The 24,820-nt window shown below is 64.7% G+C and carries 21 protein-coding genes and 1 tRNA gene; 9 read left to right on the top strand and 13 right to left on the bottom strand.

Annotation, left to right across the window (positions count from 1 at the left end; all coding sequences use genetic code 11):
* Window positions 1-7: 7 nt before the first annotated feature.
* Window positions 8-631 (bottom strand): PIN domain-containing protein, encoded by a 624-nt coding sequence (locus AKI39_RS18460; protein ID WP_066639284.1) that lies wholly within the window; start codon window positions 629-631, stop codon window positions 8-10.
* A gap of 219 nt (window positions 632-850) precedes the next feature.
* Between AKI39_RS18460 and AKI39_RS18455 the strand changes: the two genes are divergently transcribed.
* The 5 genes from AKI39_RS18455 (at window position 851) to AKI39_RS18435 (ending at window position 6,705) form a co-directional block, all read left to right on the top strand.
* The gene (locus tag AKI39_RS18455) at window positions 851-1,525 is read left to right on the top strand and encodes a hypothetical protein (protein ID WP_145925314.1); all 675 of its coding nucleotides are present in this window, start codon (window positions 851-853) and stop codon (window positions 1,523-1,525) included.
* A 259-nt stretch (window positions 1,526-1,784) separates the two neighbouring features.
* Complete coding sequence (locus AKI39_RS18450) at window positions 1,785-3,410, top strand: glucan biosynthesis protein (RefSeq protein ID WP_066639279.1); 1,626 nt, start codon at window positions 1,785-1,787, stop codon at window positions 3,408-3,410.
* Between the two features lie 285 nt (window positions 3,411-3,695).
* A complete protein-coding gene (locus AKI39_RS18445) occupies window positions 3,696-4,679 on the top strand; it encodes a Bug family tripartite tricarboxylate transporter substrate binding protein (RefSeq protein ID WP_066639275.1) in 984 nt (327 codons plus the stop codon).
* 119 nt (window positions 4,680-4,798) lie between these two features.
* On the top strand, window positions 4,799-5,899 hold the full coding sequence (locus AKI39_RS18440) for an ornithine cyclodeaminase family protein (RefSeq protein WP_066639272.1): 1,101 nt from the start codon (window positions 4,799-4,801) through the stop codon (window positions 5,897-5,899).
* Between the two features lie 389 nt (window positions 5,900-6,288).
* Window positions 6,289-6,705, top strand: a complete 417-nt coding sequence (locus AKI39_RS18435; RefSeq protein ID WP_066639270.1) for a PRC-barrel domain-containing protein — start codon at window positions 6,289-6,291, stop codon at window positions 6,703-6,705.
* 192 nt (window positions 6,706-6,897) lie between these two features.
* Here the strand turns inward: AKI39_RS18435 and AKI39_RS18430 are convergent, their stop codons facing one another.
* The gene (locus AKI39_RS18430) at window positions 6,898-7,317 is read right to left on the bottom strand and encodes a hypothetical protein (protein ID WP_145925313.1); all 420 of its coding nucleotides are present in this window, start codon (window positions 7,315-7,317) and stop codon (window positions 6,898-6,900) included.
* Between the two features lie 239 nt (window positions 7,318-7,556).
* Here AKI39_RS18430 and AKI39_RS18425 point away from each other — a divergent pair, with 239 nt between their 5' ends.
* Entirely contained in the window at window positions 7,557-8,198 is a 642-nt protein-coding gene (locus tag AKI39_RS18425) for a DsbA family oxidoreductase (RefSeq protein ID WP_066639264.1), read from the top strand.
* 81 nt (window positions 8,199-8,279) lie between these two features.
* On the opposite strand, the gene AKI39_RS18420 is transcribed toward AKI39_RS18425, so the two are convergent.
* Both AKI39_RS18420 and AKI39_RS18415 read right to left on the bottom strand, forming a co-directional pair.
* Window positions 8,280-10,088: a DUF4153 domain-containing protein gene (locus tag AKI39_RS18420; protein WP_066639261.1), complete on the bottom strand. Its 1,809-nt coding sequence runs from the start codon at window positions 10,086-10,088 to the stop codon at window positions 8,280-8,282.
* Window positions 10,089-10,473: 385 nt separating this feature from the next.
* Window positions 10,474-10,562: transfer RNA gene (locus AKI39_RS18415), tRNA-Leu, on the bottom strand.
* 344 nt (window positions 10,563-10,906) lie between these two features.
* Between AKI39_RS18415 and AKI39_RS18410 the strand changes: the two genes are divergently transcribed.
* Window positions 10,907-11,200 carry an addiction module antidote protein gene (locus AKI39_RS18410; RefSeq protein WP_066639258.1) on the top strand — a complete coding sequence of 98 codons (294 nt, stop codon included), beginning with the start codon at window positions 10,907-10,909 and terminating at the stop codon, window positions 11,198-11,200.
* A gap of 557 nt (window positions 11,201-11,757) precedes the next feature.
* Here AKI39_RS18410 and AKI39_RS18405 read toward each other — a convergent pair.
* Together AKI39_RS18405 and AKI39_RS18400 are read right to left on the bottom strand one after the other, a co-directional pair.
* Window positions 11,758-12,741, bottom strand: coding sequence for a GlxA family transcriptional regulator (locus AKI39_RS18405; protein WP_066639254.1), 984 nt, complete (start codon window positions 12,739-12,741; stop codon window positions 11,758-11,760).
* A gap of 197 nt (window positions 12,742-12,938) precedes the next feature.
* Complete coding sequence (locus AKI39_RS18400) at window positions 12,939-13,622, bottom strand: M24 family metallopeptidase (RefSeq protein WP_066639251.1); 684 nt, start codon at window positions 13,620-13,622, stop codon at window positions 12,939-12,941.
* Between the two features lie 311 nt (window positions 13,623-13,933).
* On the opposite strand from AKI39_RS18400, the gene AKI39_RS18395 reads away from it, so the two are divergent.
* Window positions 13,934-14,968 carry an MBL fold metallo-hydrolase gene (locus tag AKI39_RS18395; protein WP_066639248.1) on the top strand — a complete coding sequence of 345 codons (1,035 nt, stop codon included), beginning with the start codon at window positions 13,934-13,936 and terminating at the stop codon, window positions 14,966-14,968.
* A gap of 45 nt (window positions 14,969-15,013) precedes the next feature.
* The gene (locus tag AKI39_RS18390) at window positions 15,014-15,550 is read left to right on the top strand and encodes a carboxymuconolactone decarboxylase family protein (protein ID WP_066639246.1); all 537 of its coding nucleotides are present in this window, start codon (window positions 15,014-15,016) and stop codon (window positions 15,548-15,550) included.
* Between the two features lie 8 nt (window positions 15,551-15,558).
* Here the strand turns inward: AKI39_RS18390 and AKI39_RS18385 are convergent, their stop codons facing one another.
* From AKI39_RS18385 to AKI39_RS18355, 7 genes are all read right to left on the bottom strand, one after another.
* A complete protein-coding gene (locus tag AKI39_RS18385; RefSeq protein WP_066639245.1) occupies window positions 15,559-17,343 on the bottom strand; it encodes a glycoside hydrolase family 15 protein in 1,785 nt (594 codons plus the stop codon).
* A gap of 4 nt (window positions 17,344-17,347) precedes the next feature.
* A complete protein-coding gene (locus tag AKI39_RS18380; RefSeq protein WP_066639243.1) occupies window positions 17,348-18,349 on the bottom strand; it encodes an SDR family oxidoreductase in 1,002 nt (333 codons plus the stop codon).
* A gap of 42 nt (window positions 18,350-18,391) precedes the next feature.
* Complete coding sequence (locus AKI39_RS18375; protein WP_235610671.1) at window positions 18,392-19,960, bottom strand: GMC family oxidoreductase; 1,569 nt, start codon at window positions 19,958-19,960, stop codon at window positions 18,392-18,394.
* A 63-nt stretch (window positions 19,961-20,023) separates the two neighbouring features.
* Window positions 20,024-20,680 carry a gluconate 2-dehydrogenase subunit 3 family protein gene (locus AKI39_RS18370; RefSeq protein ID WP_066639237.1) on the bottom strand — a complete coding sequence of 219 codons (657 nt, stop codon included), beginning with the start codon at window positions 20,678-20,680 and terminating at the stop codon, window positions 20,024-20,026.
* Window positions 20,677-21,669 carry a hypothetical protein gene (locus tag AKI39_RS18365; protein WP_066639234.1) on the bottom strand — a complete coding sequence of 331 codons (993 nt, stop codon included), beginning with the start codon at window positions 21,667-21,669 and terminating at the stop codon, window positions 20,677-20,679. The genes AKI39_RS18370 and AKI39_RS18365 overlap by 4 nt, the downstream gene beginning before the upstream one ends.
* Window positions 21,670-21,685: 16 nt before the next feature.
* Window positions 21,686-22,825, bottom strand: coding sequence for an enolase C-terminal domain-like protein (locus AKI39_RS18360; RefSeq protein WP_066639231.1), 1,140 nt, complete (start codon window positions 22,823-22,825; stop codon window positions 21,686-21,688).
* The gene (locus AKI39_RS18355; protein WP_066639228.1) at window positions 22,822-24,618 is read right to left on the bottom strand and encodes a thiamine pyrophosphate-requiring protein; all 1,797 of its coding nucleotides are present in this window, start codon (window positions 24,616-24,618) and stop codon (window positions 22,822-22,824) included. The genes AKI39_RS18360 and AKI39_RS18355 overlap by 4 nt, the downstream gene beginning before the upstream one ends.
* Window positions 24,619-24,820: the final 202 nt, after the last annotated feature.

Here is a 24,820-nt window from a genome sequence, read left to right as displayed (position 1 = left end):
CGTCGCGTTACGTCGCGCCGGCCGCGGGATCCTGGTTTACCAATGCACGCAGACGATAAAGCCGTTCCCGATGCAGGGTGGTAGCCAGTGGCTCCGGTTCCCGTCCGAGCGCCGCCGCGTCGGCCGCGACGCCCTGCAGCGCCAGCCGCAGGGTGGCCGTCGATTGCCCCCACCACTGCGATAGCAGCCTGTCGGGATTGAAGGCATCCATGCCCAGCCGGCGCATCTCCGATCGATTGAAGTCCTTCAAATTCCACGTCATGACCAGCACGGCGGGCGGCTGCTGCAGGCCGCATCGCGCGCGTTTCGCCAGGCCGGCGGCGATGACGTGATGGTCCTTGGGATCGCTGTAGCGCAGGCCGGTCTCGTAGGGCAGCACGTCGCCTGCGTCGGCATCGGGAAACTCGCGCTGCATGGCCGCCCATAGCAGGGCCACCTCATCCGTCGTCACTTTCCATAGGCGGGCGGCGTTGCGTATCCATTCCTCGCCGATGCGTGCGCTCCATACCGGCCTGTATATCCTCTCGCGGGCCAGGCGCAGCAGCAGCGGGCGAAGGATGGACGACATCAGGACGCAGGCGTCCAGGACGACGAAGGGCGGAACGGTGGAAGACGGAACGGCGGGTGGCATGTCGGCACAAGGAGGCAGCGGCGTGGCGAGACGCAATGGCCGCGGACGAGCGCTATCGTAGCGCCAAAGCCGCTGGGACCTGGCGGGGGATGTCGCAGGCCGTCATTGCGTCCGATATGCCCTATGGCGTCCGTTTGCGATGGCACGGGCCGGAACCGGCCCCTTCGGGCCAGAAACATATCGCCCGCAGTTCCACGCTATTTTCCTGGAGACATGATCATGGGAACATCCATCAGCCCCAATCCCGGCGCCTACCTTGCCAGTTTCGCGCCTTTCGCGGACAACGCCGGCCCGGTCACACCTTCGAAGACGCCGGACGCCGTTGCATTGGACGCCAGGCAAGCCGGCAGACTCCCCGAGGCTGGCGGCCAAGCTTTACTGGAAAATGCCGCCGTGTCTTTCGCCGGCGCCCTCCCGGTGACCCGAGCGCCGGACATGCTCGACCCGGCATCGTGCACACTCCGGCCCGAAGAAGCCGTTGGACAGGCGCGCGGAAAGCGTGACGTGTCGACGACCAAGATCACCATCGAGCGCGTCGACGGCCCGCTGAGTGAATTGCTCAAGGGCGATGATCTGCGTGCCGAGCTCGACAAGGTCGTCGACGTTGCCAAAGGCATGGACGTCAAGGAAATCGAGATCAAGGGCTATTTCCCGTTCTTCTCGGAGTTCGGCAAGATGCGGGCGCAGGCCGTGAAGGATTTCCTGGTCTACAGGGGGGTGGATGAAGGCCTGATCACCGCGATCGGGCGTGGCCCCGGCTTTGGAAGCAAACACGCGCCCTTGGCCAAGGCTCGGGCCGTTGTCGTCGAAATCAGCGGCACGCCGAAACAAGCCGTTCAAGGCGCGAGCAGCGCCCGACCGGAAAATCCCGTGGTGGCACACCGGCTTGCGTGATGCCGCGCTTGAAGGGGCCGCGGCGCCTTCCATCGGTCCGGCGGCCTTGGGTCCCGGTAAGGGAAAAGCCCTTCGCAGAGGCTCCATCCGCCGGCCGCTTCTTTTCCGGGCGTGTCGGTTGGTGACGTCCTGACACGGCGTTCTATTCAGGCGCCTCGTCGGGTCGGAATGATCTGAAAGCTATGGTTCAATGTGGGTGTTCGGGCGTGGCGCGGTTCCGGCCACGCCCTTTCTTTGGCTACGTTTTCCATAGGTATCCATGCATCGACGATCACTGCTCAAAGCCTCCACGGCCTTGGCGGCCTGCTCGGGTTTGCCGGCCCCTTTCCTGTTTGCCTCGCGCGCGTTCGCGGACATCGCCGACGGCGAAGCCACACCCTTCAGTTTCGAGCGCGTGCAGGATCGCGCCAAGGAATTGGCCGCCAAGCCCTATGTGGACACCCGGCAGGTGCTGCCGCCCACCCTGGCGAACATGACGCCGCAGCAGTTCAATGCCATCCAGTATGACGCCGCGCATTCGTTGTGGGGACGCAAGGGAAAACTGGATGTGCAGTTCTTCCACGTCGGCATGGGGTTTCGCACGCCGGTCCGCATGCATAGCATCGATCCCAAAACCCGCATTGCCAAGGAAGTCCACTTCCGGCCCGAACTGTTCGACTACGACAGCAGCGGGGTGGACGTCGGCCAGCTCGAGGGCGACTTGGGATTCTCCGGGCTGAAGGTGTTCAAGCAGCCGAATATCGACAAGTACGACATCGTGTCCTTCCTGGGGGCCAGCTACTTCCGCGCCGTGGACAACACCGGACAATATGGCTTGTCCGCGCGCGGCGTGGCGGTAAACACCTACATCGGCACGGTGGAGGAATTCCCGGATTTCGTCGAATTCTGGTTCGAAACACCCGCACGGGACAGCACCCGCTTCGTGCTCTACGCCCTGATGGATTCGCCCAGTCTCACCGGGGCCTACCGTTTCGACATCAATTGCCTGCATGACCGCGTCGTCATGGACATCGACGCCCACGTCAACGCGCGCAAGGACATCAAGCAGCTCGGCATCGCGCCGATGACCAGCATGTTCAGCTGCGGCACGAATGAGCGCCGCATGTGCGACACCATCCATCCCAAGATCCACGACTCGGACCGGCTCTCGATGTGGCGGGGCAATGGAGAATGGATATGCCGCCCGCTGAACAACCCGGAGCGTATCCAGTTCAATGTGTACATGGACAACAATCCGCGCGGCTTCGGCTTGCTGCAGACGGACCACGACTTCACGTCTTACCAGGACACCGTGGACTGGTACAGCCGCCGGCCCAGCCTATGGGTGGAACCCACCACCGCGTGGGGCGAGGGCGCCATCAATCTGATGGAATTGCCCACCACGGGCGAAACCCTGGATAACATCGTAGCGCTCTGGAATCCGAAGGAACCGGTCAAGGCCGGCCAGTCGCTGCACTATGGCTACAAGCTGCATTGGGCCGCATTGGCGCCCGTGCAGCCGTCGCTGGCCCGCGTGCTGGCAACGCGCAGCGGCATGGGTGGCTTCACGGAAGGCTGGGCCCCGGGCGAACACTATCCGGACGTCTGGGCGCGCCGCTTCGCCATCGATTTCGTGGGCGGGCCGCTGCACGGCATGGACAGGAACGAGCGCATCGAATCCGTGATCACGGTGTCCCATGGCCGCGCCCAGGATTTCCAGATCTTCGCGCTGCATCCCGAAGTGGAAGGCTTTCGCGCCATGTTCGACTGGTATCCGACCGACAACAGCACCGAACCCGTGGAGATGCGGGGATTCATCCGGCGTATCAGCGATAAGCAGGTTCTCAGCGAGACCTGGCTGTATCAGTATTTTCCGCCGCCGCCGGAGAAGCGCCGGTACACCTGACGGCGCATCGGGCTGGGACACCAGCCCAACGCATCGCGCGGCCGCATCGGCCGACGCCCTGGACGCCCGACGGGAAACCGTCGGGCGTTTCGCTTTCCGGGTGTGTGAGAAGAGCGGGTCCTGTCCGTGCGGACCCGTGCGGCATGCGGGGGACGATTAAGCCGTCTGTCATGCGGAATAAACCATCATTGTCGCTGTAGTAAAGATGGTATACCGTAGCATACTAATAAACATGGCCGGGTCCATGCGACACCGGCCGCTCCCAAGGTGATCGGAGACAACGATATGAAGCTGCCTTGCCGCGTGGCGCTGTGCGCCGTCCTGGCCCTGAGTCCTTACTTTGCCGCGCATGCGGAAACGCCGTCCAGTGGGTCTTACCCGAACCGGCCGATACGGTTGATCTCGCCCTACGAGCCGGGCGGCGGTGTGGACATCATGGCGCGCATGGTTGCGCGGAACCTGACCCAGGAACTCGGCGTACCGGTGGTGGTGGAAAACCGCCCGGGCGCAGGCGGCGTGGTGGGCACCCAGTCGCTGATCACCGCCGCGCCGGACGGCTATACGCTGATCCTGGATTCGCCCTCGCCGCTGGTGGTCGCGCCCTACCTGATGAAGAAACTGAACTACGACCCGCAGAAAGACCTGGAACCCATCAGCCTGATCGCCGATGTGCCCGCGGTCCTGCTGGTGAAGAACGATTCGCCTATCCATACGGTAAAGGATCTGCTGGACCTGGCCCGCAAGGAGCCCGGGAAGCTGACGTTTTCGTCGTCCGGGCTGGGCGGGACGGCACACCTCTCTGCCCAGTTGCTGAAAGTGCTTTCCGGCGCGGACATGCTGCACGTGCCGTACAAGGGAACGGCGCCGGCCATCCAGGCGGTGATGACGGGCGAGGTAACCATGACCTTCGCCGACATGACGGCGGGGCTGGCCTTCGTCAAGAACCACCAGCTGCGCGCGGTGGCGGTCACCACGCCGCAGCGCAATCCCGCGTTACCCGAGGTGCCCACGGTCGCGGAGACCGTACCGGGTTATGCGGCCAGCGTCTGGTACGGCGTCCTGGCGCCCAAGGGCACGCCCAAACCCATCATCGACAAGCTGCATCGCGAGATCGTCAGGTTCGTGCACGCGCCGGCGGTGAACAAAATGCTGGTCGAGGAAGGCGCGGAGCCCAAGGGCTCGACGCCCGAGGAATTCAGGGAGTTCATCCGCAGCGAAAGCCAACGCTGGGGAGACGTCATCCGCAAGTCGGGCATACAGCCGCAGTAGGGCGCTCGCGCTCGCCGGGGTGCGGATGCCATTCGCGTTTGGTTTGCCTGCTGTCTTGAATCCGGCCTTCCGCCTTGGCACGCACAAGGCGCCGGCCGGCCGGTGTATCTGGAGAAAACATGCTTTTGATCAATAACGAAGTCGTCGAAAAAGTGCTGACCATGCGCGAATGCATCGAGGCGCAGGAGCGCGCCTTCGCCGGTCTGCTGACCGGTGCGGCAATCGGCCGTCCACGCATCGATATGTATGTACCGTGCGACCGCGACGACGGCTACTACCGTTGGGGAACGGTGGACGGCACCAGCGACGGCATCCTCGCGGTGAGGCTGAAGTCGGACATTCTGGTCTGGCCACGCAATGAAGGCGCCGGCGGCAGCGAGCAGAAATACTGCATCGAGCCCGGCACGTACTGCGGGCTGGTGTTCCTGTTCAGCACGGGCAACGGCAAGCCCTTGGCCTTGCTCAACGACGGACACCTGCAGCACATGCGCGTGGGCGGCGCGGCCGGCATCGGCACGCGCCTGCTGTCACGCGAGAACTCGCGCGAACTTGGCATCATCGGCTCGGGCGGCATGGCGCGCACGTTCCTGGAAGCCATCCTTGCCGTGCGCGGGATCAAGCGCGTCCGCGTCTTCAGCCGCAGCCGCGACAATCGCGAACGCTTTGCCCGCGAATGTGCGGAACGCTTCGGCGTGGAGATCGCGCCGGTGGATACGCCGCGCGAGGCGGTCCGCGGAGCGGATATCGTCGCGACCTGCACAGACAGCATGACGCCGGTACTGGAAGCGGATTGGCTGGAACCGGGCATGCACGTAGTGGTGCTGACGCCGCGTGAAATCGACCCGTCCATCGTGCAGCGCTTCGATGTGGCGGTGCAGCAGGGCAGGGAAGAACTCCCCATGCCGGAAACCGATCGCTTCCGTAAAGGCATTTCCGGCAGCCCGGGCGCTTACGTGGCCGGCACCGCCGAAGAACAGCAGCGCCTGCCGAAACCGAAGAAAGCGCGGCTACCCACGCAGGACTGGCCTGTTTATACCGACGTGATTTCCGGCAAGGCGCCGGGCCGCACGCGCGATGACCAGATCACGTTCTATTACACGGTGGGCAACTGGGGCGTGCAGTTCTCATCGGTGGGCGGCGTGGTGTACAGGAAGGCCAAGGAGCAAGGCTTGGGGCACGAGCTGCCGCTGGAGTGGTTCATCCAGGATATCCGGAATTGAGTGCTACGCCGGCGGTTGTCTCAAGCCCACGTCGGCGTCCTCGTCGTCCTTCCGTCTCACGTCGACGAGTTCGTTGCGGCAGTCGCATACCTTGCAACGGAAATAGTAGCCATCCAGGTCGCGTTCCGCGCTCAGGTCGCTGGGTCTATAAGCCGTGCCGCACTGCCTGCATATCCACATAGATGCCTCTGGCGCTCATCCCGCTGGGACGTTCTTTCAGTAGAAAGTAGACTACAAAAGCGTATCCGGGAACAGCGGGACAGGCGGGCGCCGGGCCTGATGCTTGCTTCACAGCCCGGGATGGGCGGCACGGCAGCCGGTTGATCCGGAAACCGCCGTCCGCCCCAGCCGCGCACTCGCGCGTGTTTGCCACTTCCCGGGAGAGCATCATGCAGACAATCGCCGTCTCGTCCAGGCTTACCGCCTGGGGATATGCGCTTGTCCTGGGCCTGGCCGCGGCCATGCCCGTCGACACGCTTATGGCGCAGGGTGCGCCGCAATCCATCACGGAGAAACGAGTGGATGTCGTCCAGCTGGCGACCGGCTATCGGGCGTCCAAGCTCATCGGCGCCGACGTGCAGAACAGCGATAAGGACAAGATCGGCACCCTCGACGACATTATCGTCAGCCCGGCCAATCAGGAGCCCTATGCCATCCTGTCGGTGGGCGGCTTCCTGGGCCTGGGCCAACGGCTGGTCGCCGTGCCGTTCAAGGAATTGCATGTCGCCGACAAGCGGCTGCGCATGGAGGGCGCAAGCAAGGACAGCCTGCGCGCCCTGCCGGAATTCCGCTACGCCAAGGATTGACAGGGCGCCTGGCGGCAGTCATGGCGGTGGTGGCGGTTATCGAGATTCAGCGGGCAGAAGCGCGGGACGCGTTGATGCCGGCCTGAATCGAAGCGCGGTTTATCGCGCCCGCGGTCATTGGCGCGGGCTGGACGCTCATCTGTATTCCGAGGGGCCGGCCGCACGAGGCCTCAGCCCTCTATTCTTACCCGCTCACTGCGGTATAAAGAAACTACCGTTGCCATGGACGGCGTTCGCGAACATTACGTGGACCGCTGGTTGACTGAGCGTAGCGTGGCGGTTACCGCACCAGATACTGCCATTGATGGAACTAAAGTCGGGGTTGACGTCTATCTGGCAGTTGACGCCTGTATAGTTGGAGACACCGCTTTCCAAGGTCATGGTGCCGGTGCCATTTGAGCCGGCATCTATCGGCTGCTCCATGTTGGCGACAAAGGTGTATTTGCTGTTGACAAAGGGGCATTTCAGAGACGTGCCCTCCATTGAGCAGTTTACCTTGTCGGTTTCAGATCCTAGCGAACGCTTGTCTTCTGCCCAGCCACTGGAAACCACAACCGTTCCCACGATGGCAATACAGAAACTGACCAAAGTCACTCCGTGACGTGTGCGCATGATGTCTCCTGGTCGGCGATGTGCGACGATGGCAGTCTAGGGCGGACGACAAAGCGGGTGAGGTAATACTTTGGCGCTGAGTGCAACGCGGGAAGGAGCCCCTGACCGTAGCGTCCAGCCCCTTTGGGTGCCGGAGTCCTGACGTTGGATTGCAAGTGTCGATGCGGATGTCGAGGCATGTGGGCTTTTTGGCGGTTGCACGTACTTTTATTTATTCGTCTCCTTTCCGAGGCAAAGCAATGACCTTATCCCTGAGAATAGATTTCGTGTCCGATGTGGCCTGTCCGTGGTGCGCGGTGGGCTTGTCTTCCCTGCAGCGGGCGCTCGCGAACGTGGGCGACGCGGTCGCGGCGCAGATCGTGATGCATCCCTTCGAGCTGAATCCGGATATGAAGGCCGAAGGCGAGTCCCTGGTGGACTATATCGGCAAGAAGTACGGGCGCACGCCCGAGCAGATCGCTGAATCGCAGGCGATGATCCGCGAACGCGGCGCCAGTGTGGGCTTTACCTTCGGCCAGCGTACCCGCGTCTATAACACCTTCGATGCGCATCGGTTGCTGTTCTGGGCGGGCATCGAGGGCAAGCAATTGCCGCTGAAGATGGCGCTGTTGCAGGCCTATCATTCGGACGGCAAGGACCCGAGCAAGCACGATGTCCTGGTCGACGCGGCACGGTCCGTAGGCCTGGATCCTCAGCGTGCGAAAGAGATACTGGAAAGCAGCGAGTATGCCGACGACGTACGCGCCGAGGAACAGCAGTATATGGCGATGGGCATTCAATCCGTGCCGGCCATCATTTTCAATGAGAAGTACCTGGTCAGCGGCGGGCAGCCGGTAGAGGTATTCGAGCAGGCAATACGGCAGATCGTGGCGGAGGGCTAGCGTCGCGGTGGCCCCCGCGCGGGATGGCGGCCAGCACGGGCGGCGGCCAGCCGGGCGCAAGGGGCTTCGATCGAATCTGGTTTATTTGCCGGTCGCCTCGGGGCATTTCTGCTTTTCGGGCACGACGACGAAGCGCATGCCTTCCACGACGATGTCCTGCCACGGGTGGGGAGCGGTCACGATCGTTTCATCCCGCATGGCTTGCCGAAGCCCGTGGTCTCGGCAAAACCCAAGGCCGTTGACCACTGCGGTCCATTCCCAGTGGCCCCTGTCGTCTTGCTGGAAGATCGCGCCTTCGACATCGTCCACGAGCAGGATAGCCTCCGGCGCGTCGGGTGACAGTGCGATATAGCTGCCGGTACAAGGGCCTTGCCCCGCTTGCAAGCATTGCGGCACTCGCGTTTGCCCCTGCCAGAACGCGGGGTCGTAGAACCCGGCAGGCAGAGGGCGGCCAGGGTTCGCGGGGTTGAGTTGCGCCCGTAGCGTGTCTGGCGTCACGGACGGTTTCTCCACGAACGGCTCGCGCGATTGCGATGCCAGTACACGTTGCGCCTTCTCTCGTACCGTCGCGGCATCGCTTCCGTCCTGTTGGCGTTCAAGCTTCTGCAGGGCGGCCATGCCCCAGCGTGCGCCGTCGTATTTCAATGACGCGTAGTCGAACTTGTCCGCGGCGACGACGCCCGTGGCCAGGCGTTGGACCTGGGTGACCACCATCAGCCGCGCCGGATCCGCCATGGGCGAGAAGATGGCCAGCACCACGGCGATGGCCAGGTACGCAGCCGCCACGTTGACGGCTTCCAACCGTTTGAACCATCCCGGCGACGGCATGGCGGCGAGGGCGTAGCCGACCGCATAGCACGCCGCGATGGTGATGGCCGCGGCCCCGAAGATACGATCCGCGGTCCATCCGTACTGCGCGACGCGCAGGTGCAGCGCCTGGATCGCCAAGCCGCATAGCGGAAGCAGCATCACCGCGCCCACCGTGCTGGCAAGCCGCTTGACACGCGATCTGGTGTGTTCGGGGCTACCGCCCTGATAGCTGCAGTTGATCAGGAATACAAGCGCGGCCATGGTCGCGAGCAGCAGGCTCGCGGCGAATCGGGTTTGCCACAACGGCTCCAGCGAGGTGAAGGGCAGGCTGCAAAGAAACGCGGCCACGATGGCCGTCAGCAGCGGCAATAGCCACGACAATAAGCCGAGCACGATGGCATGGACGCTTTGAATCAAGGCGGGCCGTGCGTCCGTAAGGTGCAGCGCCGTCGCCAGCGCGAGCGTGGTGGCGGGATAGATGAACCAGGCCTGGCCGATAACGCGGTAGAACCCGCGCAGGCCCAACAATTCGAACAGATGCGCGCCCAGCATAAGCAGGACCCAGAGCATGCCGACAAAGGCCATCGCCAGGGCGATTTGCATGCCCATCTTCCAGACCATGTTGAAAAGGCGTTTGTAGGAGGGGAAGAGTCGTCTTTCCGCGGCACCACCGGCCACCAGCACGTGAGCGATAAACAGGGCTGCACCGGTGGCCAGGAACATCATGAAACGAGGCGAGGCGACAGCTTGGTCCGGGTATTCGAGGGCGCTGCCGCGCGTGCCTTCGTAATAGCCGAGTCCGGCGATGACGACGGCGGCGGCCCATGCCCAGATCACCAGCGGGCGGCCCGGCATCTGGCCAAGCCCCAGCATGATGACCAGCGGCACGTAGGTGAAGACCAGCAGCAAGGGTATGAAGAGCGCCGGATAAGCGGCTTGCCAGGATGCGCCGGTCGCGGCCACGTGCGTCAGGAGGTATAGCATGGCGGCCTGGACCAGCGCGGTGGCGAGCCGCATCGCCAGGAAGCAGCCATGCTGCGCTGATTGTTCTGGCGAGTGGGACGTGGGTTCTTGCTGCATGCACTCTCCTGTAGGCTGCCGGCTGTTCGCGGCGCGGCAGGAGGCCTGGCCGGGAACGGAGCGGTCAAGGAGAGTGCGTGGTGGATTGTGGATCAGAGTTCACTCGCGGCGGTGGTGCCCCTTTGCACGCGGAAATGGCGCTTTGGCTGCCCTGCTTTCCAGAGCGGTGTAGTGAGAAGACGTATGGGTGAGATACCAACTTCGCCCCTGGGCAACGCCGCGATGTGAACCGCCCCGGGTATCGCGCCAGGCAGCAAGATCCGGCGTCTTCACCGCTCCCCAAATCTTGCTCGCCAGTGAAGGGAAGTCTCGAAGGAAAGCCTGGACCCGAAGCGCCTTGGGCTGCCATATTTTCTGAAGAGCGGAAAATCTTGGAAATCGTCGGTGGTGCCCGAGACCGGAATCGAACCGGTACGGCCGATTAAAGCCGGAGGATTTTAAGTCCTCTGTGTCTACCAATTTCACCACTCGGGCTATACGGCAGCGCGCCGCTGCGGAGAGCTCAGGGGCGTGCGCCCATGTCACCATGCCTCCGAGGTGCCGCATTGTACTGCTTCGTATCGGGAGCTCCGGGCGTGTCGCGTCTCGCGGACGCTTATCCATTGGCGCCGTAGCCCGCCGTGTGGCGGCGTGTCGCAATAGAGAATTCCAGTCGACCGCTTGTAAGACACTGAGGAAAATACCTTCGGAACCGCGGCCCCCGCAGGGACACGGAGCCGATCCGCGCATCGAGTCCATATCGCACCCAGCTGCGCGACTGTCCCCTATGAGTTACAGTTTTTCGTCGCTGCCCGTTGGCGCTTGGATCTGGAGTGAGTATGCCGAAGGTACAAATCCGTCAATGGGATTCTGCGGCGCATCTTCGCACCGAAGAAGAAATGGCTGCCTATTTCGACGCGGCTCTTGAAGAAGCTGGCGATGATCCTCGTTTCGTCGCACACGCACTGGGTGTGATCGCTCGCGCCCGCGGTATGAGTCAGTTGGCCCGTGAGACCGGGGTCAAGCGAGAAAGCCTTTACCGCGCGCTTTCCGGGGAAGGCAACCCGGAATTCGCGACGATTTGGAAGGTCGTGCGCGCACTCGGCATCCGTTTGCACGCCGAATCGGCTTGATGGGCAACCGCGATCACGGCGCGCGGTTCAGCAGCCGGCCGCGCCGGCGAAATCCGATACAATCCTGCCCGTGGAAGGTTGGCAGAGTGGTTGAATGCACCGGTCTTGTTCAATCGAGCGCCCTTGGGGAAACCCTTGGGATGTAAGGAGTCAAATTCGGCGAAGCCCCTGGACGCTTCCGAGGTAACGCCGAGCGAAGATCGATGAAGGATGGTCGTTTCGGCGGCTGTCCAGATAGCCCGGAGACCGCGTGCGAACGCGAATCCGGCTTGAATGCATCGATAACGTGTAGAGACTTGACGGCTCCCACCTAACGTCCCGCGCCAGCGCAGGACCATGGTGAAGGCAAAGTCCAGACCCGCAAACAGGCACGGCCTGGTGGCGAAAGCCATAGGGGTAAGGAAAACCGGCGGGGCTTCACGGCCCTCGTGAGTTCGAATCTCACACCTTCCGCCAAATACGCGTGCCTTGACGACGTGACCGCACTTCCGGATCTATAAGCGTCTGCATATCAAAGCACCTGACCCGGGCGGCGGCCGTCTCCGCCACGGTCCATATCAGTCGTCAGAGGCAGCCGTGGCACCAAATCCGCCGAAATGGCGCCGGTATTGCTGCGGCGTTATGCCGATCCGCCGCTTGAAGCTCAGCCGAAAGTGATCCGAGTTCCCCAGGCCGCACCGCCACGCGATGGTCTTGAGCGGGTCAGCACTATTTTCCAGCATTACTCGTGCGGCATCTATGCGTGCGCTTTCCACGAATTCGGCGGGTGTCACGTTCGTGTCCCGAACGAATATCCGAGAAAAATTGCGTTTGCTCATCTTGGCCACCTCCGCCAGGACGTCGATGCTGAGATCGTCCGCCAGGTGCCCGAGCACGTATTGCTGTACCTGCGCGATGGGGGAGGAGGCCTCGGCGTAGGGAGTCAAATACGGGCTGAACTGGGATTGGCCACCCGCCCGTTGAAGAAACACGACCAGCCGCTTGGCGACATTCAATGCGACTTCTGGGCCATGGTCCTGCGCCAGCAGGTACAAGGACAGGTCAATGCCGGCGGTTACGCCCGCCGAGGTATAAAGATTCCCATCCTGGATGAAGATGCGGTCGAACTCGACCTTGGCGGTTGGGCAGGCCGCCGCCAACGCCGCCGCGTCGTTCCAGTGCGTGGTGACAAAGCGGCCATCCAGCAGGCCGGCCCTGGCCAGGGTCAAGGCGCCGTTGCAGATGGAGCCGAAGCGCCGCGCCCGCTCGCTTGCTTCCTTGAGCCATGCATGCACGGCATCGTCCAGGGCGTTATGTACCAGGCTGGGCCCCCCGGCGACAAGCAGCAGGTCATGGCCATCGGAAACGTCGCCGAAGTATCGGTCCGCATGAATCCGCAGGCCGCTGGAGCATCGCAGTACGTCGGGTTCCGTCGAGATCAGCTCAAGTTGGTATTGATCGCTGGGCCGCAGAAAGCGGTTCGCTTCGGAAAAAACATCGGTCGGGCCAAACACATCGAGTGCCTGGACGCCCGGGAAAACGAGTATGGCGATGTTGCGCATCGGGCAATGAGGATGTGTATGGGCTGGTTCGGATCCGATTACGTATAACGTGACTTGCAAATACCACGTCGCCGCGCAACGTCGCCGTGGATTTTACTCTCCGTGAGCGCCGCCATTGCGGCCGGGCCAGGGGCGGAATGCCGCCACCCACGCGGCTTGTTCGCAAGCCGCGCATGACAACCGGCAGCGGGCAAGGATCAGCGATAGCACTCGTCATCCAGCAGCATGTCTTCGAAGAATGCGCCGAATTGTCCTTGTGGATCGCGCAGGTGGATCTCCAGGATCCAGCGCATCGCCGAAGGCGTGATATCGAGGTCCGCCAGGGATCCCGTGTAGATGGTGGCGTGGGGGAAATCCGATACACGATGGCCGGGCAGGTCGAAATTCAGCTCCCAGCCCATGGCACGGGCCGTCTTGTCGGCATACGCATAGAGCGCCTGCCCGGTCAGTTTCTCTTTCTCCCAGACCCGGCGAACGTCGTGGAACAAGCGTTCCGCATCGCGCGCGCAACGCTCGTAGGCGGGATTCTCACCGACGACGAACGACGCTCCGCCATCACCTTCCCAGGCATCGAAACGCGGCGCGATGTCGATGAAGAAAATATCGTTCTCCTGAAGCACCACCCCAGGCACCGAGGGTTTCTTCATGGGCTTGGTGGTGTTGCTGCCGAAACGCACACGCGTGGGGTGCCAGCTCAATGCCAAGCCGGCGTCGACGAGGATGCCCTTGGCCATCTCGACGGCATCTTCCTCGACCATGCCGGGCTTGACGCGCGCCGAGATCTGTCGAATAGCCTCACGGGTTTTTTCCCGTGCCTGCAGCATGCCTTCGACAGAAAATGCGGGCCCAACGCGTTCGGCCGGGCTGTGGACGTTGCTCATTGTTTGCTCTCCATGGGATGCGCCGGCACAGATGCCTGGCGCGAGGCCGGTATTGTCCGGTCTGGAGAGCGGGCATTGGCTTATTCCAAGCCGTGTGAAACAGCCAGATTGCCGTGTTTTCGTGCCGTGGGTGGCCCGGGCCCGGTGTGGCGTAAGGCCGCATCAGGCGGGGGGCGCGGGAAGGGATCGCCGTTGGCATGGAATCAGCGCGCTTTGGCACGATTTGGCGGTATGTGCAGATATCGAAATCCACGCCCGCCGCCGATAATTTTCTCCATGCGCGGACGACCTCGTTCGCAAGGAGAGACGAGATGGAAGTATTCCGTAAATCCGGCACGGCTGCCAAGGCGTCCATGCTGTTCAAAGTGCTGAGTCTGTCGATCGCGCTTGCCGCCAGCGCGCCGCTGGTGCCTGCGGTGGCCTTTGCCGACGCAGCCCAGGCCGCGCCGGCGAGCGCGAATGCCACGCCGGATGACTACTTTCACACGGGTGCGGGCGCGCGATACCTGCGCCGCGCCGACCAGGATATCGTCGTGCAGCCCCTGCGCGACGACGTCACGGTACTGATGGGGTCGGGCGGCAACATTACGGTCCTCTCCGGTCCGGACGGCAAGTTCCTGGTCGATGCGGGCATCAGCAAGTCGCAGCAAAAGCTGCGCTCGGTACTGGAGAAGATTGGTCCTTCGCCGCTGAAGTATGTGGTCAACACGCATTGGCACTGGGACCACACCGATGGGAACGCGTGGCTGCACGAGGCCGGCGCAACGATCGTCGCGCAGCAGAATACCCACAAGCATTTGACCGAAGTCACCCATGTCAATGCATGGAATTGGACCTTCGATCCGGTACCCGCCGCGGCGCGCCCGACGCTGCTGATCGACCGTGAAAAGACCTTCGATTTCGACGGAACCCGCATCCAGGTGGAAAACTTCGGTGGCGGCCATACCGATGGCGACCTGTGGGTCTATTTCGAAAAAGCGGACGTACTGGCGCTGGGAGATACCTTCTGGAATGGCATCTACCCGTATATCGATAACGAAGACGGCGGCAGTATCGACGGCGCGATCAAATGGGCCAACAAGGCGATCGACCGCACCACCGACCATACCCTCTTGGTCCCAGGCCACGGCGCTGTCGGTACGCGTACCCAGCTGATCGAGTTCCGCGACATGCTCGTGACGGTGCGGAACAACGTGGCGGCTTTGAAACAACAAGGCAAGTCACTGGACGAAATCATTGCCGCCAAGCCGACTGCGGCCTTCGACGCCAAATGGGGCAATTTCGTGTTCAACGGTGATCAGTTCACGCGCATGGTGTATGCAGGCCTGTCGCCGGAAACCAAATAAGCACCCATAGATTTTTTATTTATCTCATAGACCAAGGAAGCCATCATGCCCCGCCTTCATACCATCGCCTTGTCCGAAGCCACCGGCCGCGCCGCGGAACTGTTCGCAGCCGTAAAAGGCGCGATAGGCAAAGTCCCGAACTCCTATGTCGGAATCGGCGGCAACAGCCCGGTTGCCCTGGAGGCGGTACTGAACCTGGAAGCCTCGTTGAAAAAGAGCAGCTTGAGTGCCGCCGACATCGAGGTCGTCAAATTGGTCGTTAGCCAGGCGACGGGTTGTGACTACTGCCTGGCGGCGCACACGCTGATGGGTAAAAAGATAGGCTTGAGCCGTGACGCGATCCTGTCGCTGCGCCAGGCCCTGCCCACGGGCGACGCGCGCAACGACGCCTTGGCCACGTTTACGCTGCGTCTGCTGACGACCAGCGGCACGGTGCCCGCCGAGGCGGTAGCGGCCGTCAAGGAGGCCGGGGTGACCGACGCGCAGATCGTCGATGTCACGATGGCCGTCGCGAGCATCATGTTCACCAACCTGTTCAACCGCATCAACGACACGGTGCTCGACTTTCCCGCCGCCGATTAAGGCCGGGGTCACGGGCCCAGGGGGCCATCCCCTTGCAGCATGAACGCGGCGTTGACAAGCGCGACGTGGGAGAGCGCCTGTGGGTAATTGCCCCACAGGCGGCCTTCGGAAGGGTCATATTGTTCCGCCAGCAGGCCGAGATCGTTGCGCAGGGCCAGGATGCGCTCGTACAGCGCCTGCGCTTCCTGGCGCCGGCCCTGCATGGCGCGCACCTGCACCAGCCAGAGGCTGCAGGCGAGGAAGGCATGGTCATGGCCGGGCGCGCCATCCTGGAAGATGGCCGGATCGTAGCGATACAGCAGCCCGTCACGCATCAAGTGCGTCTCCAGCGCGCGGATGGTGTTGGCCACCCGCGGGTCCGCCACGGGCAGGAAACCGCTCAATGGGATGATCAGCAGGCTCGCATCCAGTGCCGTGCTGCCGTAGCTGGACGTGAATAGCTGGCGGCGGGCGTCGACCCCGTGTTCGAGTACGTCGCCGCGGATGCGCTCGGCCAGCGCGTGCCATGCGTGCAACGGCGCGTCCTTGGCAAACTCGCGCGCCGATCGCATCGCGCGATCGACCGCGACCCACATCATGACCTTCGATGTCGTGAAGTGGCGGCGTTCGCCACGGACTTCCCAGAATCCGTTGTCGGGTTCGCGCCAGATCTCACCGAGATGGTCGACCAGGCGCTTCTCAAGTTCCCACGCGTCGGCGTCCGGCGGCAGGCCATGCTTGCGGCTGACGTACAGCGCGTTCAGGACTTCGCCGTAGACATCGAGCTGTAGTTGCGCCGCCGCACCGTTGCCAAAGCGCACGGGACGCGAGCCGCCGTAGCCGGGCAACCATGGACATTCCCATTCCTTCATCGCCGGGCCGCCGCTGACGTCGTACAGGACGCGCAGTTGCGATGGATGCGTGGATATGGCGCCGACCAGCCAGTCGCGCCATGCGGCCGCCTCGTCGCGATAGCCTCCCAGGATAAGGGCTTGCATGGTGAAGCTGGCATCGCGGATCCAGCAGTAGCGATAGTCCCAGTTGCGCGATCCGCCGGCCTGCTCGGGCAGGGAACTGGTCGGTGCGGCGATCAATCCGCCGCTGCGCACGTTGCCCAATGTCTTGAGCACCATCAAGGAATGCTGGATGACTTCGGCATAAGGGCCTTGTGGGTTGCCCTTGGCCTGCCAGCGCCGCCATGCGTGCACGGTGTCGCGCAAGACCGCGCTGGCGTCCACCGGGGCTGGCGCCGGCAACCGCGCGGGGTGGCAGCCCAGGACGAAATCGCGCTGCGAGCCCGCGGCCAGCCGGAATTCCGCGCGCAGGCCGCCGTCCTCGCCCGGCGGCTCCGGCGCGCCCTGGAGCCAGGCCAGGTGTTCATCGTCCAGGGACCATGCAGGGATATCCTTGCCCGCGATCGAGACGCCGGGCGCGGGATGCCGGCCGTAGTCCCGGCAGACCTGCAATTCGAAGTCCAGTCGCACGCGGCCCCATGTGCAGCGTACACGCCGCAACAGCAGGGGATGGTCCGTGTTCCAGGCCATCCAGTCCAGCAGGACGGCCTCGCCTTCCGCGGTGGCGAGGCGTGTTTCCAGCACCATGGTGCCCGGCAGGTAGCGTCGCGATGCCGTCGTGATCTCGCCGCGCGGCGCGATACGCCAGCAGCCGTTTGCCGCGTGGCCGAGCAGCGCGGCGAACAAGGCGTCCCCGCTGAAGCTCGGCCAGCACAGCCAGTCGATGGATCCGTCGCGCGAGACCAGCGCCGCGCTGGCGCCATCGCCCAGCAATGCATAGTCTTCGATGCGCGCGGCCATGGGATCAGCGCTTTTTGAGCGTCGCCCAAAGCAGGCCGCCCAGGGCCAGGCCGGCGCCCACCAGGGCGGTGCGGTGCGTGGCGCCCCATAGCGCCGGGCTGCAGCCCTGTGCCCGTTCGTCGAAGGAACCATGGGTGCTGTGCAGGCCCGGTACGGGCCGCCACAGGTTGGACATGCGGGGCGGTGACGAGAGGGGCTTGCGTTGCTGGGCCGAGTAGTTGGTGCGCGCCAGGTACCTGTCCAGCAGGCCGGGAAAGAACTTGTTGGCGATGATGGCCTTGATGGCCGGCATCCCCACATACAATTCGCGCCGCCGGTGGCGCGCGGCCCACACGATGGCCCGCGCCGCGACTTCCGGCTGGAAAATGGGCGGCACCGGCTGGGGCGCATAGGGCATGTGGCACTCCGCCCAGTCGAATTGCGGCGTGTTCAGCGCGGGCATCTGCACCATCGTGACGTGGACGCGGCTGCGGTCGTGCATGAGTTCGCTGCGCAGCGAATCCGTAAAGCCGCGCACGCCGTGCTTGGCCCCGCAATAGGCCGATTGCAGGGGAATCGAGCGATACGCCAGGGCGGACCCGACCTGCACGATGGTCCCGTGGTCGCGCGGCCGCATGTGTCGCAGGGCAGCCATCGTGCCATATACCTGGCCCAGGTAGGTGACTTCCGTGACCCGTGCATATTCCTCCGGCGTCAGCTTGGACAAGGGCGAGAACACCGTCAGCATGGCGTTGTTCACCCATACGTCCATGGGCCCGAGTTCTTCCTCGACCTGCTCCGCCGCGCGGTGCACCGCCTTGGCATCGCCCACGTCGACCGGAATGGGCAGGGCACGGACGCCGAGCTCGCGGACTTCCTGTGCGGCGGATTCCAGCGCGTCGGCGTCGCGCGCCAGCAGCGCGATATCGGCGCCCTGGCGGGCGAACTCCAGCGCGGTCGCGCGGCCGACGCCGGCGCTGGCGCCGGTGATGACCACGGTCTGGATAGCGTGCTTGCGATGATGCATGGGGAATCCTCCGCGTGGATTGTTATCGTGAATGTGGCAACCCTACAGTTCGCCCCTCGCCGCCAGCGCGGCGATGCGATCCGCGGTGCGGCAGGCGATGGCCTGGATGGTCAAGGAGGGGTTCACCCCGCCCACCGTCGGAAAGACCGAACCGTCGCAGACCCATAGATTGGGGATGTCCCAGCTTCTGCAGTCGGCGTTCACCACGCTGTTCTCGGGGCGGTCGCCCATGCGGGCCGTGCCGTTCAGATGCGCCGTGTCGTCCATTTCATTCCAGATGCCGCGCGCCCCGGCGGCATCCAGCGCCTTGCCCATGAAGTCCAGGGCATGCGCGATCAGGCGCTTGTCGTTGTCACACCAGGAGTAGGTGACCCGCGCGATGGGCAGGCCGTAGCGGTCTTTTTCGTCGGCCAGCGTGACCTGGTTGCGTTCCTGGGGCAGCATCTCGCCGACGATCTTCAGGCCGACCTGGTGGTTGTAGCGGCGCATGGCGCGCGTCAGTGCATCGCCCCACAAGCCGCGTCCGTTCAAGGTGGACGCCCAGGCCACCGGCAGGGGACCCTGGCTCATATAGCAATAGCCCCCGAAGAAATCCTTGCCCTTGTCGGTGTAGTTCCAATGTTCCGTCATGGCGAGCGACGGTGGCCCCTTGTAGGCGCGGACTTCCTTGTCCATTTCGCCCCAGACGGCCTGGTTCGATTGCGCCATCAGGTACTTGCCCACCAGGCCGGAACTGTTCGCCAGGCCGTGGGGAAAGCGGCTGGTGGCCGAGTTCAGCAGCAGTCGCGGCGTTTCGATCGCATAGCCGGCTACAACCACGTTGCGGGCTTTCTGGAACCGCCATCGGCCTTCGCGGAAGTAGGAAACACCCGTGGCGCGGCCGGCGTTGTCGGTTTCGATGCGGCCGGCCATGGCCAGGTCGCGGATCTCGGCGCCGGCCTTCACGGCGCGCGGGATCCAGGTGACGAGCGCACTTTGCTTGGCGTTGGTGGCGCAGCCGGAGACGCAGAAGCCGCGGTAGACGCATGGGTGCGCCTGCCCGCGCGGCGCGGACAGGGTAGCCAGCGGTGTAGGCGACCAATCTATACCCAGGGCTTCGGCGCCGCGTGCCAGGATGAGCGCGGCCTCGTTCAGTTGATGGGCGCGATACGGGTAGCGCGGGCGCTTCGGACCCCAGGGATAAGTGACGGGGCCGGCGATTTTCAGTGCGTCTTCCACTTGCGCGTAGTAATGCCACATCTCCCGCCAGTCGATCGGCCAGTCGGCGCCGTAGCCGAGCAGGGTGCGCGACTTGAACCATTCCGGCCGGAAGCGCAGCGACACCATGGCGAAATGCACCATGCTGCCCCCCACCGCCCTGCCGCTATTGTTGTTGCCGAGCTTCAGGGGGTTGTCGCCGTCGCACAGGCGCTCGTCGGTCCAGAACAGCTTGTTCTGGTGCGTCTCGTCGGAGGCGAATTCCTCCAGCGGCCGCCACCATGCGCCGGCGTCCAGCGCCACCACGGTGTAGCCCCGTTCGGCCAGCCGGCAGGCCAGCGTGCCGCCGCCGGCGCCCGTGCCCACGATGAGGAAGTCGACCTCCTCGTCGTTGCGGTATTCGCGCATGGGCATCCAGGCGCCGCGGCGCATGACGTCGGGCGCCCGGCCGTTCTTTCCACGGGGGTGTGCAGTGCGTCATCGGACACCCTGGTTCTCCCTGCGTATGCGGTCTTCCTCGCCAGGGCGCGTTTCGCGCGGCTCCCAGGGGTCGCGGCGATCGGACACCAGCCGTACGTAGCCACGCGGGTTGGCGGGGCCGCCGAAGCCGATTTCGCTCCAGGCATAAGGATGGGCGTAGTAAAGGCCGCAGATGTCGTGAAGGACGCGTTCCGCGAAGAACAGGTCCGACGGCATGCCGCGCCAGGCGGGGCTGCGCAGGTCGCCCAGCTGCGCGCGATGCAGCAGGGCATTGCGGGCCTCAGCGGGCAGGCTGGCGAAGGGCAGCTCATGCAGGGCGCGGCTTTCGGCGTCCAGCGCCTCCAGGCCGCGGCGCCATGCCTCGCGCATCGGCGGTAGCCGCGCATCGCGATAGCCGTCGCCCGGTGCCGTACCGTGCAGCTTGGTATCGAGCAGCGCGGCCAGCGGCACGCGTTCCTGCGTATCCCCTTGCGGCACGATGCAGTCGCACAGGGCCTGCAGCGCCAGCCATTCCGTGTCGTTGAAGAAGCGCGGCTGCGGCCGTACGGCCAGGCGCTCGTCGATGACCCGCCGCGTGATGCCGTCCCACGACGGCGTGTCCCGTTTGCGCAGGACGTCGTAGCCGGGATACAGGGTGTCCACGCGCGCCGTCATCGCTCTCTCCGGCGCAGGCGCAGGGCCGCCAGGCCCGCCATGGCGAGGGCGGAGAAGCCAGGCGGCGCCGGCAGCGGCGGCCCCGCGAACAGGTTCTGGCTCCAGTTGCGCCAGCCGCCCTGGCGCCGGGCAATTCCACGCGCATGGAAGGCCGCCCCGACGAAGCCCAGCGCGGTGGTCAGGCGCAGCCAAAGCCGCGTCCACGGGCGTTCGTCTGGCCGCGCCACCGCCGCATGCACCAGCAGGGCCGCGGCGACGGGCGGCACGGTCACCGGTACGTACATCGCGCGATGCTGGAAGGCGCCGCGAAAGTGCAGCAAGCCCGCTTCCATGACGGTGCCGAACAGGCCGATGCCGGCCAGCAGCGCCAGCGCCCGGCCCGCCGGCATCCCTGCCATGCGGGGCGCCGCGGCCTGGGCATCGCGCAGTCTTTCACCGAACACCCCCAGCGCCCCGGCGGCGAACAATGCGCCTGGGGCACCGATGGGCGCGGCATGGAACAGGTTCTCCCATCGGAAGCCACCGGGCCGTTTACCGACGTTATAGAGATGGAAGGCGGCCCCCGCCACGCCCGTGGCGCCCGCCGCGACATACACGGCATGGCGCAGGCGATGGCGGCGCGCGTTGCCGTCGGCGCCGCCATGCAGGCTGGCCAGCAGCGTCAGCGCGGAAGAAGCCAGCGGCGCGAACATGGCGGGGTTCTCGAAGCTGCCGCGGTAATGTTCCATCGCGCTGTCGGTCAGCACGGATAGGGCGAGCAGGCTGGCGCTGTGGTTGCAGCCGCGTGCCGCCGCGACGTGGGCCGGCTGGCCGGTGCATCCGGCGTTGGCGGGCGCATGAAGGCGCAGGCGCGCCGCATGCCGTTCGTCTTCCGCGGTCGTTGCGGCACGGCCGGATGCGGCAGGCTCGCGGCCGCCCGATAGCGCGGCCATCGCGATACCCGCCAAGGTGCAGGCCAGGGCGGCCGCGCGATATCCGTTTGCCGTCATTTTCCCTCCGCCTTTCCTACGAGATCGCGTAAGGGGCCGCGTCCAGGCGCTTGAACGCCAGTCCACAGCCGGGCCTGGACCAGTCAGGCGCGATGGTCCCGTCCCGCACGCGCGGCGCGCCGTCGAACAGCATGTCCTCGATACGGACGTGATCGTGAAACCATTCCTGGTGGGCGAGCGGCCGCACCGCACAGGCGGCGTGCAGGTGCAGGGCCGGCGCGCAATGCGCGGACAGCGGGACCTGCAAGGCTTCGCACAGCGCCGCGGTTTTCAGGAAGCCGGTGATGCCGCCGCAGCGGGAGGCGTCTGCCTGCAGGACGTCGACCGCATCGGCCTGTAGCAGATGCCGGAAGTCGGCCGCCGTGTAGCCGTACTCGCCCGCGGCGATATCCATGCCGGCCGGACCCTGATGTTTCAGCATCCGCAAGCCATCCGTGTCGTCCGACGAGACGGGTTCCTCGAACCAGGCCACGCCCTGTTCGGCATAGCGGCGCGCGTAATGCAGCGCCGCCTTGGCATGGAAGGCGCCGTTCGCATCGACGAACAGGCCGGCCTCGCCGATGGCGCGGCGCGCGACCCGGATACGCTCCAGGTCGCGTTCGGGATCGCGGCCCACCTTGATCTTGAACCAGCGACAGCCGTGGTCCTTCCATAGCCGAAGTTGCTCGCGCATGCGGCCGTCGGAATAGGTGGTGAACCCGCCGCTGCCATAGACCGGCACGCGGTCACGCACGGCACCCAGCAGGCGCGCCAGGGGAAGGTCCAGCAACAGCGCTTTCACGTCCCACAGGGCCGCGTCGATCGCCGAGATCGCCGTCGACGCGATACCGGCGCGGCCCAGGTTGCGCACGTGCCGGTACAGGCGCTGCCACAGGCCTTCGATGTCCATCGCATCGCGGCCGACAAGCTGGCTGGCCAGCGTGTCCTGGATCAACCTGGCCGCGCAGGCATCGGTATAGGTGTAGCCCAGCCCCGTCTTGCCGCCGGCGTCGATCTCGACCACGATGATCGTGGTCGCGTTCCATTCCAGCGTCCCATCGGCCTCCGGCGCGTCGGTGGGGATAGTGTAGGCGCGGGCCCGCACGGCGTGGATCGGCACCAGGTCCTGTTGACCGGACGGCGTCCGCTTGCCGTCCGTGCGGTCGTCCGTCGTCATTTGTTCTTGTGCCCCGGCAGCACGCTGCCCAGCACCTGCTTGGCGGTGTCGAGCAGCACATGGCCTTGATCCGGGTCGCCTTTGATCAGGGTGCTGGCGAATGCCTTGGCTTGCGCCAGCGTGATATGCGGCGGCAGCGGCGGTACGTTGGGGTCGCTCTTCACCTCGATCACCACGGGGCGGTCCGAACCCAATGCCTGGTCCCATGCCGCGCCCAGCGCATCCGCGCGGTCGACATAGATGCCGCGCAAGCCTATGGATTCGGCGAACTGGTGATAGGGCACGGATGGAATGTCCTGCGATGCCTCGAACTTCGGGTCGCCTTCCATGACGCGCTGTTCCCAGGTCACCTGGTTCAGGTCCGAGTTATTCAGCACCATGCAGATCCAGCGCGGGTCGGCCCATTGCTTCCAGTACTTGGAGACCGTGATCAGCTCGGCCATGTTGTTCATCTGCATGGCGCCGTCGCCCACCAGCGCGATGACGGGCCGCTGCGGATAGGCGAACTTCGCGGCGATGGCATAGGGAACGGCCGCGCCCATGGAGGCCAACCCGCCGGATAGCGAGCACATCATGCCGCGTTGCACCTTCAGGTCACGCGCATACCAGTTGGCCACCGAACCCGAATCGCTGGTCACAATGGCGTTGGACGGGATGCGTGGCGAGAGCTCCCATATCGTGCGCTGCGGATTGACGCCGCCTTCGGCGTCGGCCAGCGCGCGTTCTTCCAGCTTCTTCCACCAGTCGGCGTTCCAGCCTTCGATCGACTTGCGCCACCCCGCATCGGTATGCGGCTGCAGCAGGGGCAGCAGTTCGCGCAGCGTTTCCGCGCTGTCGCCGACCAGGTTCACTTCCATGGGATAGCGCAGGCTCAACATGTCCGGCTTGATGTCGATCTGCACGCCACGCGCCTGGCCTTCCTTCGGCAGGAATTCCGAATACGGGAAGCCCGAGCCTATCATCAGCAGCGTGTCGCACTCCGTCATCAACTTGTAGCTGGGCTCCGTGCCCAGCAGGCCGATGGATCCGGTCACCCAGGGCAGGTCGTCCGGCAGCGCGGCCTTGCCCAGCAAGGCCTTTGCTACGCCGGCGCCCAGCTTGTCCGCCACCGCGATGACTTCATCGGTGGCGTGCAGCGCGCCCGCGCCGACCAGGATGGCCACCTTCTTGCCGGCGTTCAGGACCTGCGCGGCGCGGCGCAAGTCTTCCTGGTAGGGCACCGTGCGCGGCGGCCGGTAGCCCACGCCCGAATGGACGGTGCCATGCTTGCGGCCGGGGGCCTCGTACGGCAGGTCTTGCAGATCGTTGGGCAGCACGAGGGCAGTGACCAGCCTCTCTCCCAGCGCCGTGCGAACCGCGCGGTCCACCAGATGGCGGACCTGCGCGGGCACGCTGGCCTGCTGCACGAATCCGCCCGCCACATCCTTGAACATGGACACCAGATCCAGTTCCTGCTGGTAGTGGCCGCCAAGCGCGGCACGCGCCTGTTGCCCGACGATGGCAAGCAGCGGCATATGGTCCATGCGCGCGTCGTACATGCCGGTGATCAAGTGCGATGCACCGGGGCCGGACGTCGCAATGCAAACCCCCAGTTCGCCGGTGAACTTGGCGTGAGCCGAGGCCATGAAGGCCGCCATTTCTTCGTGGCGTACCTGGATGAATTCGATCTTTCCCTTGGCTCGGCTCAGTGCGCCGAAGACGCCGTTGATGCCGTCTCCGGGATAGCCGTAGATGCGCCGCACGCCCCATGCGTGCAGGCGTTCGACGATGAAGTCTCCGACAGTGGCTGACATGGCCTTGCTCCAGGACTGCGAACGACTCCTGCCTAGGCATGCCGTGCGTCCGCTGGGTGATGGGGCGAGTGCGGGGCCGTGAAAACGGATGCGCATCTGCCCTGTGATTCGACCCGGCAGGTTCAGCAAGACTTGTACCCATGCGCGTACGTGGCGGCCCGTGCCGGACCTGTACGGCTGCCGCGCTGTACGCGCGCGTCAG

This window comes from Bordetella sp. H567, from assembly GCF_001704295.1.
Taxonomy (GTDB): domain Bacteria; phylum Pseudomonadota; class Gammaproteobacteria; order Burkholderiales; family Burkholderiaceae_B; genus Bordetella_C.
This window is presented reverse-complemented; position numbering and strand designations above follow the sequence as displayed.